Below are 15,279 nucleotides of genomic sequence, written 5' to 3'. Positions count from 1 at the left end.
CAGGCAGGTTGCCCACGTGTTACTCACCCGTCCGCCGCTAGACTCCGAAGAGTCTCGCTCGACTTGCATGTATTAGGCACGCCGCCAGCGTTCGTCCTGAGCCAGGATCAAACTCTCCAAGAAAGTTAATTAGCTCATTTGTTACGTTGGCTTAGCTTCTTAAAAGAAGCTAAAATAAATTGTTTGTTTGCACGATTTTGTTTGTTTAGTTTTCAAGGATCAATTACCCAATCGCCTTAAGGCGACTTTATAATCTTATCAAGTTATTCACTGAAAGTCAACAACTTTTTTAATTTGTTTTTCTCACTGCGTCTGTCTCGCAGCAACAGATATTAATATACCACCATTCGAGAACAGGTGCAATAGTATTTTACGATTTTCCCTTAAAAATATCCAAAGTAATAATATTCTTACTCTTCCTCGTTATAAATATAAAAAAAGTGCCAGTAACATGGCACTTTTTTACGTATTATTTATGACGCATAAGCGGGAATAATAGTACGTCACGGATGGATGGAGAATTAGTAAGCAGCATAACTAAACGGTCAATTCCAATTCCTAATCCTCCCGTTGGCGGCATACCATATTCTAACGCTTCAACGAAGTCGTCGTCCATCATGTGAGCTTCGTCGTTTCCTTGTTCACGTTCTTTTAATTGCGCTTCAAACCGTTCTCTTTGATCAATCGGATCATTCAGCTCTGTAAATGCATTCGCATGTTCACGAGCAACAATGAACAATTCAAAACGGTCTGTGAAGCGTGGGTCCTCATCATTTTTCTTCGCAAGTGGTGAGATTTCGACAGGATGTCCGTAAATAAAAGTAGGCTGGATTAATTTCTCCTCTACCTTTTGTTCGAAGAATTCATTAACAATATGGCCATAAAGCATGTTGTTATTAATTTCAACCCCGTGTTCTTTCGCAAGGTCACGAGCTTCTTCTACACTCATCTCTTTCCAAAAGTCTGCACCAGTGTATTCTTTGATGGCATCTACCATGTGAAGTCTTTTCCACTCAGGTTTAAGGTCTACCTCATAATCGCCATATTGAACCGTAGTTGAGCCAACTACTTCTTGGGCAATATGAGCAATTAGATTCTCTGTCAGACTCATGATATCACGGTAATCCGCATAAGCCTCATAGAGTTCAATCATTGTAAATTCAGGATTGTGACGAGTCGAGACACCTTCGTTCCGGAAAACACGGCCAATTTCATATACCTTTTCCAAACCGCCCACAATCAATCGTTTTAAGTGCAGTTCAATCGCAATCCTCATAAATAATGGCATATCCAAAGCATTGTGATGTGTTATGAATGGACGTGCAGATGCACCGCCAGCAATGGAATGCATCATTGGTGTTTCAACTTCTAAATAGCCGTGGTCATCTAAATACCGACGCATTGATTGAATAATACGGCTTCTTGAAATAAATGTAGCCTTACTTTCTTGACTCATAATTAAGTCTAAATACCGTTGACGGTAGCGCTGTTCAACATCCTTAAGTCCATGAAATTTATCAGGAAGCGGGCGTAACGCCTTTGTTAAAAACACAAAGTTTTCCACTTTAACTGATAATTCGCCTACTTTTGTTTTAAATAGTGTTCCGGATACACCAATTATGTCTCCTAGGTCTGAAGAATCGAATAGTTTATAATTCTCCTCACCGACTGCATCTTGACGAACATAGACTTGAATTTGACCTGTTAAATCTTGAAGGTGCGCAAAGCCTGCTTTTCCTTTTCCACGCTTCGTCATAATCCGACCTGCTAAAGAAACGGAAACATTTTTGGCTTCGATCTCTTCTTTTTCTAATTCTGCATATTGCTCAACTAATTCCTTTGTGTTGTGTGAGCGGTCAAAACGTTTCCCGAATGGATCAAGACCATTTTCACGCATGGTATTCATTTTTTCACGTCTGACCATTAATTGGTCATTCAAATCTTCCTGACTCATAAAATCAACTCCAATAATCTTTTATTATGTAAAATGCTATTAATAAGGCGATCCCATTTTTCTACATACTTTATTATTTTACACAAACTTATACTTTCAGACATCAAAAAAGATGTTATTAAAATAAAAACTGCCAGTTTTTTCACTGGCAGCATCCAATTTAGTATAGAAAGACACTTTAAGTGACAGGTTTATCCTACAATTAACTGACTTTGTTCTTTTGCTTCGACTTCTGTGACCAATTCGTTTAGTAGTGTTACTAATTGATTCCTAGTATCACATTCATTGATCGCATTACGAACCGTGGCGTTACCGGGTACCCCTTTTAAATACCAAGCAGCATGCTTACGCATTTCACGAACAGCAACATATTCACTTTTAAGCGCGATTAAGCGGTCTAGATGAAGGATGCATACATCAATCTTTTCTCTAACAGATGGTTGAGGCATCAAGATACCAGTTTCTAAATACTGAACCGTACGGTAGATCATCCAAGGATCACCTAAAGCCGCTCTTCCGATCATTACCCCGTCTGCACCAGTTTCTTCAAGCATACGTTTGGCATCTTCCGGTGTATGAACATCACCATTACCAATCAACGGAATATTTAGGTTTCGCTTAACTTCACGAATGATGTCCCAGTTAGCACTGCCCTCATACATCTGAACACGTGTTCGTCCATGCAGGGATACCGCCTTCCCTCCAGCACGTTCAACAGCTTGGGCATTTTTCACAGCAAAAATATGCTCATCATCCCAGCCCATCCTCATTTTTACAGTTACAGGTTTTTCAACCTCTGCTACCACAGCTGAAACCATCTCGTAAATTTTATTAGGGTCAAGCAGCCACTTTGCCCCGGCATCACATTTGGTGATTTTAGGAACAGGGCAACCCATATTAATATCAATAATGTCTGCATTAGTATTCTGATCAACGAATTTAGCTGCTTCGACAAGCGTTTTTTTCTCTCCGCCAAAGATTTGCAAGCTTAATGGCTTTTCACGCTCATCGATATAAAGCATATTCATTGTCTTTTCATTTTTATGAATGATGCCTTTATCACTTACCATCTCTGCGCAAACTAATCCAGCGCCAAACTCTTTTACCGTTAAACGGAATGCCGAGTTACATACCCCAGCCATCGGAGCCAGGACAACTGGATTCTTCAATTCTATATCGCCAATTTTCAACATGAAACTACCTCCCCTCCTTCTTTCAATTATTCTTAGGATTGAACTTATCATACGATCTATGCCAGCGCCTGTTTATTAATCTTTTGGCGTTAAGTCATCTATGGTGATTTTTAAAGAATCCGCAATCCTTTCCAGTAAATCACTGGCAGGAAGTCGATTCCCTCTTTCAATTTCGCCTAGGATTGATACAGATACACCTAGTTCCTTCGAAAAACCCTCTTGTGTAAAGCCCTTTAACTTCCGATAGGCTCGAATACGTCTTCCCCATTTTTCCGCTTCCATATTCGGACTCCTTCTTTATTTGGTAATTCTTCTAATGATGATTCAAGTAACTGATTTATCTCCGAACATTTCTTGTCCTGATAGATTTCTAAAAGTGGAATAATTACAAACGCTCGTTCTAACATCCTGGGATGTGGAAGGATGAGCTTCTCGCTTTGAATATTTTCTTGGTTATAGGTAAGAATGTCAAGGTCTATTGTTCGCGGACCCCACCTTATTTCCCTTTTTCTACCAAGTTCTAGTTCGATTTCTAAACATAAATCTAATAGATCCATGGAGGAAAAAGCGGTCTGAATCTCAATTACCATATTCAAAAATAAATCTTGGTCCTCATAGCCAATGGGATCTGTCTCATAAATAGAGGAGTAATTTACCAAATGAATTCCAGAATTACTGGTTAATCTTTTAATGGCACTCGTTATATTATCATAACGGTTTCCTATATTCGAGCCAAGGGCAATAAATGCTGTGTTTTCCACTTTTATCTTCTCCTTGTAATTTCTACTGCAACAGACCGGTAGTGACCCGGAATCGGTGGGTCTGGTTTAATCACCGTAACAGTTACTTCTGATATAAGCGGAAAGCCTGTCAGTACGCCTGCTGCAATTCGCTCTGCCACCGCCTCGACTAATTTAAAAGGAGGACCCTCCACGATTGTCTTGCAAACTTGGTAGAGTTCTGCATAATTCACTGAGTATTCCAGTTCATCGGTTTCTCCCGCTTTTTTTAAGTCAATAGAAACGGATAAATCCACTGCAAAACGCTGCCCTAACCGAGTCTCTTCTGAAAACACACCATGGTAGCCGTAAAACTCCATTCTATTGACATAAATTTTATCCAATGGTTTCACCCTTCCCCATTAGGGCATCCATCATTTTAGCCATTCTGCTCATTTCTTTCACATCGTGAACACGGACTATATGGCAGCCTTTTTGAATTCCGAAACAAACGGTTGCTCCTGTACCTTCCATTCTTTCATGGACAGGGAGATCTAATGCTTGTCCAATCATCGACTTTCTAGAAGTCCCTAATAATACTGGATAACCTAAATTAACAATCGTATCTAAATTCTGCATGGTTAGCAGATTTTCTTGATAATTCCTCGCAAAGCCAATACCCGGGTCAAGGATAATCTGTTCATCCTTCACCCCTGCCTTTTTTACAATGGCTATACTTTCATAAAGATCATTGATGACATCTCTCATAAATACCTTGTAATTTCGTTCTTTACGATTATGCATGAGCACAATCGGAACACCGTAGTCTGCCGCCACTTGTCCCATCTTTTCATCCGCTTTGGCCCCCCATACATCATTGATGATTTGAGCACCAGCTTCTATTGCTTGTTTGGCCACTTCTGCTTTATAGGTATCAATCGAAATCGGCACTTGAATTTGTTCAGAGATTGCCTGAATAATCGGGATCACCCGCTTGAGTTCCTCCTCTGCAGGAACAGCTGCAAAGCCTGGCCGTGTTGATTCCCCGCCGATATCAATAATATCCGCACCATTTGCTACCATTTCTTTTGCCCGATTAACAGCCATTTCAACCTGGTTGAATTTACCTCCATCCGAAAAGGAATCTGGAGTAGCATTTAAAATGCCCATAATAATGGTCTTTCTACTACTATCCAAGGTATAGGGTCCACATTGGATTAGTTCATGAGATGTTTTCATACCTTTCCTCCTTATCCAGCCTTTTTATACTTCTATTATCATACATGAAATCTTTATTAGAATACAAAAAAAGAAGCATCGGCAAAGCCGACGCCTCTTAGCTATTTTTATTCAGCATCGTATTGGTAAAGTACGGTACTTAAATAACGCTCGCCATTATCAGGAATAATTGCTAATACCTTTTTACCTTTACCTAATTTCTTAGCAACTTCTAAGGCTGCGTAAATCGCTGCGCCTGAAGAAATCCCGCCAAGAATCCCCTCTTCTCTGGCTGCACGTCTTGACGCTGCAAATGCTTCCTCCGTACCAACTTGGATTACTTCATCATAAATGTCAGTATTTAAAGTTTCAGGAACAAATCCTGCACCAAGACCTTGAAGTTTATGTGGACCTGGAGCTCCACCTGAAAGAACTGGTGAATCTGTTGGTTCTATCGCATAAATTTTAATTTCAGGGAAGTTTTCGCGCAGAACACTTCCTGCACCTGAAATGGTTCCTCCTGTACCGATTCCAGAAACAAATGCATCTAATTGATCCATTTGTTCAACAATTTCTTTACCTGTTGTTCTTTTATGAACTTCAGGATTTGCTTGGTTTTTAAATTGCTGCGGCAAGAAATAACCATGTTCCTTAACAAGCTCCTCTGCCTTAGCAATTGCACCCTTCATACCAGCTGGACCAGGTGTTAATACAAGTTCTGCTCCATATGCACGAAGGAGGTTCCGTCTTTCCAAACTCATCGTTTCAGGCATAACAAACACGGCTTTGTAACCTTTTGCTGCAGCAATCATTGCAAGTCCAATACCAGTATTTCCACTTGTAGGCTCAATAATGGTATCTACACCTGGTTTGATTAACCCTTGCTCTTCTGCCGCTTCAATCATAGATAAAGCGATACGATCTTTTACACTGCTGCCTGGGTTAAAATATTCTAGTTTTAAATAAACCTCAGCACTATTTTCATCTACTAATCTGTTTAATTTAACAATTGGCGTTTGGCCGACTAATTCGGCAACTGAATTTGCAACACGAACCATTAAGAGCACCCCTATTCCGAGTAAATTGATTGGATTTATATTATTAAATTTACCAGTTCTATACCGAGTTTGTCAATCGTTTTGTTTGCGTATTTTTACAATATTTAAACATTTATACTCTTGATATATAAGAAAAAGCACAGATTAATACCCTGTGCTTTAGTTCTCTTTATGACCATAGAACCATTCGACCTTTGCATCATCCCAAAAAGTTGAAGCAGATGCGGGCGATTTCATTTGTTCCAGAGCAATTTGCCTGCGGATTTGTTCTCTTACATCTGCAAATGAATATTTCTTCCCACTGATCTCTCCGTTTAGCTTAAGGATCGCATAGCCTTCTTCCACCTTAACAGGCATACTATAGGAACCTGTCTTCAGTTCCTTAGCTACTTCAATATATTGCCCGGGATAACGCTCATCCCCTTTACTAATATACCCAATATCGCCGCCATTATTTGCAGAAAACTCTTCAATGGAACGTTCCATGGCTAAGGTTGAAAAATCAGATCCTTGATTCAACTCTTGCACCGCTTTATCTGCCTCTTCCTGTGTAGGGAGAACAATATGTGATAAATGGAATGCAGGCGGTACATCAAATAGCTCTTTATTTTCTTGATAATATCTTTCTAGTTCGCTGCTTGAAACTTTAACATCTTTTGTTAATAATTCTTCTAATAGTAGATTGCTGCGAATTTGTTCCTTCCAGCCTTTTTCATCCTTACTATTCTGCTGAGTAAATGAATTCGTAGTGGATTGCAGCATTCTAAATTCGCGGTCGACATCCTGGTTAGATACGTTGATATGGTATTTCGCAGCCATTTCCTCAATGACCTTTTGATCGACCATTTCCTTTAATACATCTTTTCCATATCTAGATTCAAGCTCATGAAGCCAATCTTGCCGCAGAATCGACTTTTTCCCAATTGTAGCTACTGTCTCGTCATTTCCTAGGGTCCCACCAGCCGTATTTGCCTTTGAAAGAGAAAAAGCGATCGTTAGGCAATTCACCAATATTAGGACCCCAATCACCATCCAAAGCTGCTTCTTTCCCAACCTCTCTCCCCCAATCAGAAAAGAGCAAAGATCTGTTATTTTGCTTCTTTTTTAAGCTCTTCTAATTCTTCACTTGTAAAAAGGTATTTTTCATTGCAAAAATGACAATGTGCCTCAGCCTGACCATCTTCTTCAATCATCGCCGTAATCTCTGCTGCTCCTAAGCCGACAATAGCATTCGCAAATCGTTCCTTAGAGCAATTACAAACAAACCCTACCGGCATCGTTTCTAACACCTTTACCTGATCTTTTCCAAAAAGCTCTTCGAGAATTTGCTCTGGTGTTAGTCCACGTTCAATTAATTTAGAAATCGGCTCAATTGTTTTTAACCGTTCCTCCATTTTTGAAATAATCGGCTCCGGTGTGCCAGGCATTAATTGAAAAATAAATCCGCCTGCTGCAAGAATCGTATCATCTGGATTCACTAAAACACCCACACCAACGGAAGACGGAACCTGCTCAGAAGTAGCAAAATAATAAGTAAAATCCTCGCCTAATTCACCGGATACAAGCGGAACTTGTCCAGAAAAAAAGTCACGCAGCCCGATATCTTTGACAACTGCTAACATCCCATCTGTCCCGACCGCACGACGAACATCAAGCTTCCCGTGTTCATTCGATTCAAAATCCACCTCTGGGTTTGTTACATATCCTCGAACTTCCCCTTTGGCATTACTATCAACAACAATTGGTCCTAGCGGGCCGCCGCCATTAATTTTTATCGTTAATTTATCCTCACCCTTGAGCATAGCCCCCATCATGACTCCTGCAGTCAACGTCCTGCCCAATGCAGCAGAAGCTGTCCGCCATGTCTGATGGCGTCTTTGTGCCTCGGTCACAGTTTCTGTCGTCCGAACGGCAAAAGCGCGAATGTTCCCTTCATACGCAAGTGCTTTAACAAGATAATCCTTCATTGATAAACCCCTTTCTAGCTGTTATTCCTTAGGTTGTCCTATGTTTCTTTTATAGATAAGCTGTAAACCTTTTAAAGTTAAAAATGGATCAACAATATCAATAATGGTGGACTCTTGAGCAATTAAATTCGCTAAACCGCCTGTTGCAATAACGGTAGGCTTTTTCTCACCTTGTTCCATCATCCGCTTGACAATCCCCTCTACTTGACCAACATACCCATAGACAATTCCTGCCTGCATTGCCGCTACTGTATTCTTACCGATTACCCCTTCAGGTCTGGCAATCTCTATCCTAGGCAATTTTGACGCACGTGAATACAACGCTTCAGTTGAAATACCCACTCCTGGAGCTATTGCACCACCCATATATTGACGTTCCTCATTCACATAACAATAGGTCGTCGCTGTTCCAAAGTCGACGATAATCAGCGGACTGCCATACTCATGAATGGCAGCTACAGCATTGACGATTCGGTCAGCTCCGACTTCCCTTGGGTTATCATATTTAATATTCAGACCCGTTTTGATTCCAGGTCCCACAACAAACGGCTTAATGTGAAAATACTTTTGGCACATTCTTTCGAGCGCAAACATGATTGGTGGAACGACTGAAGAAATAATGATGCCGTCAATATCTGAAAAAGAGAGTCCTGCATGATCGAACAAAGCTTTAATGTTCATTCCAAACTCATCTTCTGTGCGGTTTCGATTGGTTTCAACACGCCAATGATATCTAAGCTCCTCACCATCGTAAACTCCTAAAACAATGTTAGTATTCCCTACATCAAATACGAAAATCAAATCTATCACTCACTTTTCAGATTATTCTCTTCTTTACTGAAAACATAATACCATAGATTTGATTAATCATGAAAAAAAAGAGTGCTTTATACGTATCACTCAAGTTGTCAAAATTGAGTATTTTTCTTTATTTCTGGCTTTGCGATAGGTCTGTTGATTTGCGCGCTCCAGGTGCGTGCGGTTCGCGGGCATGCCGGCGAGCCTCCTCGTCGCTGCGCTCCTGCGGGGTCTCCCCTGCCCCGTACTCCCGCAGGAGTCTTCGCACCTTCCGCTCCAATCAACAGGTTTAGGAATAAATGTCAGCAACTCAAAAAACAAATTAACGCTATGAGTTGTATAAGTAGATAAAAAAAAGCTGTCGAAAGTTTTCCGACAGCTTAGTGCTTCTCACGAAGCACTCTTTACACATTTATTATTTATCTAATTCATCAGAAGGATTCTCTGGCTCGAGTTCATCCTTTTTCTTATTAATATTAACCTTTACATCGTCTGTTTTTTTCGGGCCAATTTTCACAGCTTCTAAAGCTTGATTAGGCTCTGGCATATGGCCATGGTCAACCAAGTATTTAATCTGTTCAGCCACAAGTGTTTCCACTTCAAGCAATGTTTTCGCAATGAGGTCAAGTTTATCACGATTTTCAGTGAGAATGACTCTGGCTCTTTCATAACATTCTTTAATAATGCGTTGAACTTCCAAGTCGATTTCGTACGCAATCGCATCTGAATAATTTTGCTCATTATGAATGTCACGGCCTAAGAATACTTGACCGCCTGAACCTTGACCAAACTGAAGTGGTCCAAGTTTATCACTCATACCATATTCGGTTACCATCTTACGAGCGATACTAGTTGCACGTTGGAAGTCATTATGCGCCCCTGTACTTACTTCACCAAAGACAATCTCTTCAGCGACACGGCCGCCTAATAAACCAACAATTTTATCGAGTAATTCCGGCTTCGTCATAAAGTAACGGTCTTCTCTAGGAAGCATGACAGCATATCCGCCTGCTTGACCACGAGGTACAATTGTAACCTTGTGGACCATGTCAGCCTCATCGAGCACTAAACCAATCACTGTATGGCCGCCCTCATGGAAGGCAACAATATTACGTTCTTTTTCAGAGATCACTCGGCTCTTTTTAGCTGGTCCAGCAATAACACGGTCTGTTGCTTCATCAATATCTTCCATATCGATTTTCTTCTTACTGCTTCGGGCTGCAACTAATGCTGCCTCATTCAATAAGTTTTCTAAATCTGCACCAGAGAATCCTGGTGTACGCATCGCAATATTTTTCAAGTTAACAGAGTCATCTAATGGTTTATTACGTGCGTGGACTTTAAGGACTGCTTCACGTCCAACAACATCCGGACGGTCGACAGTAATTTGCCGGTCAAAACGACCTGGACGTAATAACGCAGGATCTAGAATATCAGCACGGTTGGTAGCAGCAATAATGATAATTCCTTCATTTGCCCCAAACCCGTCCATTTCAACAAGCAATTGGTTCAAGGTTTGTTCACGTTCATCATGTCCGCCGCCTAGGCCTGCGCCACGCTGACGTCCAACGGCATCAATTTCATCAATAAAGATAATACATGGTGCATTTTTCTTTGCATTTTCGAATAAATCACGGACACGGGAAGCCCCGACCCCTACAAACATTTCAACGAAATCAGAACCACTAATCGAGAAGAACGGTACACCTGCTTCACCCGCTGTAGCACGAGCAAGCAATGTTTTACCAGTACCTGGAGGTCCGACAAGGAGAACACCTTTTGGAATGCGGGCTCCTAATTCAGCAAATTTTCGTGGATCCTTTAAAAATTCAACCACTTCCACCAATTCTGCCTTTTCTTCATCAGCACCAGCTACATCTCTAAAACGCACTTTTTTCTTATCATCGTTATAAAGCTTCGCTTTGGATTTACCAAAGTTCATAACACGGCTGCCGCCGCCTTGAGCTTGGTTTAATAAGAAGAAGAATAAAATAAAAATAATCACAAACGGAATAATCGATGTAAAGAAAGTCACCCATCCGCTTGTTTCCTTCGCAGGCATTACTTCCACTTTTGAATCAGCTTTATTAATTTTGTTAATAATTTCTTCACTGTTTGGTACATACGTTATGAATTTTTTCTTCGAATCTAACTCACCACGGACTTCATAAACTCCGCGTTCAGGCTGCATGGAGAACGATTTTACATCGCCGCTTTCTAGTTGGGCAACAAACTTATCATATGAAATATGATTTGTCGACTCGTTACTTCCATTAAAGAAACTTACCACACCAATAATGACTAAAAATATCAATAAATAAAAGATGGTATTACGGAAAATCCGATTCATCTCTTACCTCCTCCCGCGATAGACAAACTATAGTAAATGGTATCATAGAAAATCTTACAAATTCAAGAAATTACACTTTGATAGGGCTTACTACCTCCAAGTTAACGGTAAGGATGCTTAGAGATCATTTGTGTATACTTCAGGTTTTAATACGCCAATGTATGGAAGGTTTCGATATTTTTCTATATAATCCAAGCCATAACCGACAACAAATTCATCTGGCACAATAAAACCTACATAATCCGCTTGAATTGCGCTTTTTCTGCCTGTTGGTTTATCAAGCAGTGTGACAATCTTAATGGATTTTGCTTTCCGATATTTAAACAAATCCACCAAATAGCTAAGCGTTAAACCGCTATCGATAATATCTTCGATAATAAGGATGTCTCTTCCTTCTACAGATGTATCTAAATCCTTAATAATTTTTACTTCGCCCGAAGAAACAAGTCCGGTTCCGTAGCTCGATACATCCATAAAATCCATTTCTAGATAGCAATCCATCCGTTTTAATAAATCACCCATAAACGGCATCGCACCTTTTAACACCCCAATAGCAAGCGGGAATTTATCTTGGTACTCTTCCGTTAATTGTGCAGCTAGACTCCTGATTTTATCTTGAATCTCTTCCTCTGATACTAATACTTTTTCAATGTCCTGTTTCATCTAAATGTGCCTCCTAGAAGATCCCTACTTTTGATATGTGAATAGTATATATTGTTTAGCTTTGCAATCTATACCATCAAATGAAGACTTTTTTAAACCTGGCAGCCAAATAATATTACCTTCTTTGTCAGTTAGTACTGGCCACATATTTCGTTCCTGCATTGGTACTTTTTGATCAATAAATATGGACTTTAATTTTTTGGAACCATTCAATCCCTTGATCGTCATTCGATCGCCAATTTTTCTAGAACGAATAATAACTGGCCACTTTATCGTGCCGACACTAAACAAAGCCGTGTTTACATCTGCATCCAGAATTTTCTCCGTTACATATCTGCAATTAATTTCCCCGCCATTCGGCAAGTTAATCACACCCGGTTCTCTCAATTCAAAATGATATGATGGTACCTCATTCGATTGAAATTGGAATGTAAGGGAGTAATAGGAACGGATAACTTTTAAACCATTAGGAAAATCAAGCTTACCTGATGGCAGAGGATGCTGAATTAACAAAAATACTTGATCGATATGTACAGCGGATAAAGATGTTGGTTTTTCTTTGTAAAGATAGTTTAATATTAGTTGAATCCCTCTCCTTTGTAAAGGTAAAGGCACTTCACGAAACCGGTGAATGTCAATGGTAATTTTGCACTCTTCCTTTTTTGTCATTACTGTATTCATTTGTTGAACAGTTAATTCCTGAAGGAAGATTTCATCGGTGGTTAATTCTTCACTAAACCGTTGAAAATGTTCATGGACATGCGGGTTTTCCTTTTTTAAAAAGGGAATCACTTCTTTACGAAACCGATTTCTGCTATAAATTCCTTTTTCATTACTTGGATCTATTCTTGGGTTAAGATGATGCCTTTGACAGTAATCCTCTATGTCAGCTCTTTCCAACCCTAAGAACGGACGAAAAATGGTACCGCTGTAAAATGGGCGGATAAATGGAATGCCTGCACGAGCAAGCCCCGTACTGCCCCTTGTTACTCTCATTAACATTGTTTCCATTTGATCATCGCCGTGATGTGCCAGCGCTAAAAATGGATACTGATACTTTTCCATAATTTCTAAAAAAAACTCATATCTCGCATCGCGTGCCGCAATTTGCGAACTCTTACCCGTTAATTCGATGATTTTCGGAACATTGACCCGAGTCATTTCAAAAGGCAGGCTATTTTGTTCACAAAATTTTTGAACAAAAATCGCATCCTCATAGGACTCTTGACCACGAAACATATGGTCTACATGAGCAACAACAAGGAGCATATTTTGCTTCTCCTTTTCCGAAAGCAAATAGTGCAGCAGCGCTAACGAATCCGGACCTCCTGAAACACCAATGACAATTTTTTTTGATGTTAAACTAAATGCCTGGTGATGAAGAAAGGTCTTGACCTTTGTTTCCAACATAATATTGCACTCTTCCTTAAAACAATGTTTAGAACTTTAAATAGTAAGAATAACCTTAGTCTACCACTTTTAAGAATAAAGTATCAAAGCATTGATATTACAAATAGCCTAGAAATATTTCCTATTCATTTATGGAAATTTTCGTGTATTAAATGTTATACGAATGACTTCATAATAAGTTTCAAACATTTATAGTAATTTATTAAATGTATACCATGCGTATAATAGGCCTAACACAATGGCTATTAACCAGAATTCCATCCAACCGCTTTTTTTCTTTTTTTTGCGGTAGTGCTGCCTTGTCATCGATTTACTTCCCATTGACCCCGGCTGTGGTTGTTGTTTTGATGCTAATTTGCTCGTCCCGCCCGTCTTTTTGGGAACTGAATCGGGACTTTTTTTATCAATCATCAGATCTAATAGGTCTGCTCTCATTTGCTTCGCGCTGCTATATTCGCCTTGAAGTGCTTTTAAAATGACTTTTTCCCAAGCTATTAACTCTGTTTTCTGACGTATCGCTTCCTTTAACTGCACAATCCCCCCTGTTGTTTTCGTTAATCGTTTGGGATAGGCTGTGTTAATCATAATCATGGCCACTGCAAACAAGTCATACGAAGGTTCGGCCTTCCTTGAACCCAGCCCCCAATAGCCGCGATCATAAAACTCAGTAAACTCCTTAATGGCTCTCCCCTGTATGGTTGTACCGCCCACATCGATACATCTTATTTTGGGAGGTGGTCCTGTGACAATTAAATTTTCTGGCTTAAGGTCGCCAAATACCCAGCCATTTTCATGAAGCTTGTCTAAATCATTTAACAGCTGCAAAAATAATACACTCGTCCACGACTTTCCCTTTTGTTGTAAAAAGGATAAGAAGTCTGGGCCGTCAATGTATTCCATGACATAAAATGAAACCCGTCCTTGATTACTTTGCCAATCATCAACATCAAGCAAAGAAGGTCCAAGGGTTGGGGTTCCCTGGACCTTTGCTAAGGATTTTAAAACATTTACTTCTGAAGTAATCGACATCCCATTATCACTCATTTTCAGCGCTACTTGAGTGTTATAATGTTTGGCAAGATAGACCACCCCGTTTGCTCCAAATCCAAGTTCCCTTATAATCGTGTACTTGTTCAAATGCCATTTCCCTGAAATAACCGTTCCTGGGCTTACCTTACATTGACTCTTCAAAGTATGATTCATCATCACGTGAAAGAAGGCTCCTTAAGGATTGTTTTTGATCAAATGAGGATAGCGCTGTCCGTAACGCTGGTCCTGTCGGGGTTATTCCTCCCGTAGACAATTGGGAAAATACACTTGTCAATGTTTGCAGCTTCGGTGTCCAATCCAACAGCATTTCGACATCTTTCTTTTTCCCGGGAAATACATAAACTGAAAATTGATTATCACCTGTACGGGCGTTCAAGCTTAGAGAGAGGTCTAGGAGTGCTTCTTTTACTGTCGGCAGTTTGTGTTTCATACTGGCACTTGTATCGACAAGAATCAACACTTCTAATTCGACAGTTTCTCCTAATTCATCCACAACCTCCATAACTTCGCCTCGTTTTTCGGGCGGGAGATCTTCCATCGTTTGTGAGCGTCCCAAAATTTGCTGCAATTCTCTGTTTACCACTCCTTGAATCGTCTGATTCATGGCTTTGCGGGTAACCATTTGTACGGTTTGCGATAATTGCTGGGCATAGACAATCTGACTGACTCCTCCGCCTGACATGGCAATCCCTTCAATTTCGGTCATCCCTTTTTCATCAATGGTATCCTGTTCCATCACTCCAATAACATTAACAGTGATTCCCTGTTCTCTAGCGAGTGCAGCCATGGCAATTGGATCGTCTCCTTGATTGGAACATCCATCTGTAATAAGTAAAATTTGGCGAATCTTCCCTGTATACATAACCTTCTCCCTTCACTACATGTATTGGTACCATTTT

General features: G+C 40.1%; 15 protein-coding genes and 1 rRNA gene. All 16 read right to left on the bottom strand.

The genetic code is table 11. The annotated features are described in order from the left end of the window. A 16S ribosomal RNA gene (locus M3610_RS23620) occupies positions 1 to 123 on the bottom strand; the annotation flags it as partial. Between the two features lie 346 nt (positions 124 to 469). After that, positions 470 to 1,954, bottom strand: a complete 1,485-nt coding sequence (gene lysS, locus M3610_RS23615) for a lysine--tRNA ligase (RefSeq protein WP_098576789.1) — start codon at positions 1,952 to 1,954, stop codon at positions 470 to 472. 191 nt (positions 1,955 to 2,145) lie between these two features. Then, entirely contained in the window at positions 2,146 to 3,147 is a 1,002-nt protein-coding gene (gene dusB, locus M3610_RS23610) for a tRNA dihydrouridine synthase DusB (protein WP_251463069.1), read from the bottom strand. 75 nt (positions 3,148 to 3,222) lie between these two features. Then, positions 3,223 to 3,429 carry a helix-turn-helix domain-containing protein gene (locus tag M3610_RS23605; protein WP_098576787.1) on the bottom strand — a complete coding sequence of 69 codons (207 nt, stop codon included), beginning with the start codon at positions 3,427 to 3,429 and terminating at the stop codon, positions 3,223 to 3,225. After that, a complete protein-coding gene (folK, locus tag M3610_RS23600; RefSeq protein WP_251463067.1) occupies positions 3,381 to 3,908 on the bottom strand; it encodes a 2-amino-4-hydroxy-6-hydroxymethyldihydropteridine diphosphokinase in 528 nt (175 codons plus the stop codon). Before folK ends, M3610_RS23605 begins: the two co-directional genes overlap by 49 nt. Before the next feature lie 2 nt (positions 3,909 to 3,910). After that, positions 3,911 to 4,270 (bottom strand): dihydroneopterin aldolase, encoded by a 360-nt coding sequence (gene folB, locus M3610_RS23595; RefSeq protein WP_098576785.1) that lies wholly within the window; start codon positions 4,268 to 4,270, stop codon positions 3,911 to 3,913. Then, positions 4,263 to 5,105, bottom strand: coding sequence for a dihydropteroate synthase (folP, locus tag M3610_RS23590; RefSeq protein ID WP_251463065.1), 843 nt, complete (start codon positions 5,103 to 5,105; stop codon positions 4,263 to 4,265). The genes folB and folP overlap by 8 nt, the downstream gene beginning before the upstream one ends. Positions 5,106 to 5,212: 107 nt before the next feature. Beyond that, positions 5,213 to 6,142, bottom strand: a complete 930-nt coding sequence (gene cysK / locus M3610_RS23585; RefSeq protein WP_251463063.1) for a cysteine synthase A — start codon at positions 6,140 to 6,142, stop codon at positions 5,213 to 5,215. A gap of 159 nt (positions 6,143 to 6,301) precedes the next feature. After that, positions 6,302 to 7,195 carry a peptidyl-prolyl cis-trans isomerase gene (locus M3610_RS23580; protein WP_251463061.1) on the bottom strand — a complete coding sequence of 298 codons (894 nt, stop codon included), beginning with the start codon at positions 7,193 to 7,195 and terminating at the stop codon, positions 6,302 to 6,304. Positions 7,196 to 7,230: 35 nt separating this feature from the next. After that, the gene (hslO, locus tag M3610_RS23575; protein ID WP_251463059.1) at positions 7,231 to 8,109 is read right to left on the bottom strand and encodes an Hsp33 family molecular chaperone HslO; all 879 of its coding nucleotides are present in this window, start codon (positions 8,107 to 8,109) and stop codon (positions 7,231 to 7,233) included. Between the two features lie 21 nt (positions 8,110 to 8,130). After that, a complete protein-coding gene (locus tag M3610_RS23570; RefSeq protein ID WP_098576780.1) occupies positions 8,131 to 8,910 on the bottom strand; it encodes a type III pantothenate kinase in 780 nt (259 codons plus the stop codon). Positions 8,911 to 9,322: 412 nt separating this feature from the next. Then, positions 9,323 to 11,257, bottom strand: coding sequence for an ATP-dependent zinc metalloprotease FtsH (gene ftsH, locus M3610_RS23565; protein WP_098576779.1), 1,935 nt, complete (start codon positions 11,255 to 11,257; stop codon positions 9,323 to 9,325). Positions 11,258 to 11,374: 117 nt separating this feature from the next. Beyond that, positions 11,375 to 11,920: a hypoxanthine phosphoribosyltransferase gene (gene hpt, locus M3610_RS23560; protein WP_098576778.1), complete on the bottom strand. Its 546-nt coding sequence runs from the start codon at positions 11,918 to 11,920 to the stop codon at positions 11,375 to 11,377. A gap of 24 nt (positions 11,921 to 11,944) precedes the next feature. Then, positions 11,945 to 13,330 (bottom strand): tRNA lysidine(34) synthetase TilS, encoded by a 1,386-nt coding sequence (gene tilS, locus M3610_RS23555; RefSeq protein WP_251463057.1) that lies wholly within the window; start codon positions 13,328 to 13,330, stop codon positions 11,945 to 11,947. Between the two features lie 189 nt (positions 13,331 to 13,519). Continuing rightward, positions 13,520 to 14,536, bottom strand: coding sequence for a serine/threonine protein kinase (locus M3610_RS23550; RefSeq protein ID WP_251463074.1), 1,017 nt, complete (start codon positions 14,534 to 14,536; stop codon positions 13,520 to 13,522). Next, entirely contained in the window at positions 14,505 to 15,242 is a 738-nt protein-coding gene (locus M3610_RS23545; protein WP_098576775.1) for a VWA domain-containing protein, read from the bottom strand. Before M3610_RS23545 ends, M3610_RS23550 begins: the two co-directional genes overlap by 32 nt. Positions 15,243 to 15,279 lie beyond the last annotated feature (37 nt).

Source organism: Neobacillus sp. MER 74 (genome assembly GCF_023714155.1).
The sequence above is the reverse complement of the archived record's forward strand: the minus strand, read 5'-3'. Positions and strand labels throughout refer to the sequence as shown.

Coding starts and splice junctions, on each gene's coding strand:
- lysS (WP_098576789.1), bottom strand. CDS start 1,954: ATGAGTCAGGAAGATTTGAATGACCAATTAATGGTCAGACGTGAAAAA.
- dusB (WP_251463069.1), bottom strand. CDS start 3,147: ATGTTGAAAATTGGCGATATAGAATTGAAGAATCCAGTTGTCCTGGCT.
- M3610_RS23605 (WP_098576787.1), bottom strand. CDS start 3,429: ATGGAAGCGGAAAAATGGGGAAGACGTATTCGAGCCTATCGGAAGTTA.
- folP (WP_251463065.1), bottom strand. CDS start 5,105: ATGAAAACATCTCATGAACTAATCCAATGTGGACCCTATACCTTGGAT.
- cysK (WP_251463063.1), bottom strand. CDS start 6,142: ATGGTTCGTGTTGCAAATTCAGTTGCCGAATTAGTCGGCCAAACGCCA.
- hslO (WP_251463059.1), bottom strand. CDS start 8,109: ATGAAGGATTATCTTGTTAAAGCACTTGCGTATGAAGGGAACATTCGC.
- ftsH (WP_098576779.1), bottom strand. CDS start 11,257: ATGAATCGGATTTTCCGTAATACCATCTTTTATTTATTGATATTTTTA.
- hpt (WP_098576778.1), bottom strand. CDS start 11,920: ATGAAACAGGACATTGAAAAAGTATTAGTATCAGAGGAAGAGATTCAA.
- tilS (WP_251463057.1), bottom strand. CDS start 13,330: ATGTTGGAAACAAAGGTCAAGACCTTTCTTCATCACCAGGCATTTAGT.
- M3610_RS23550 (WP_251463074.1), bottom strand. CDS start 14,536: ATGATGAATCATACTTTGAAGAGTCAATGTAAGGTAAGCCCAGGAACG.
- M3610_RS23545 (WP_098576775.1), bottom strand. CDS start 15,242: ATGTATACAGGGAAGATTCGCCAAATTTTACTTATTACAGATGGATGT.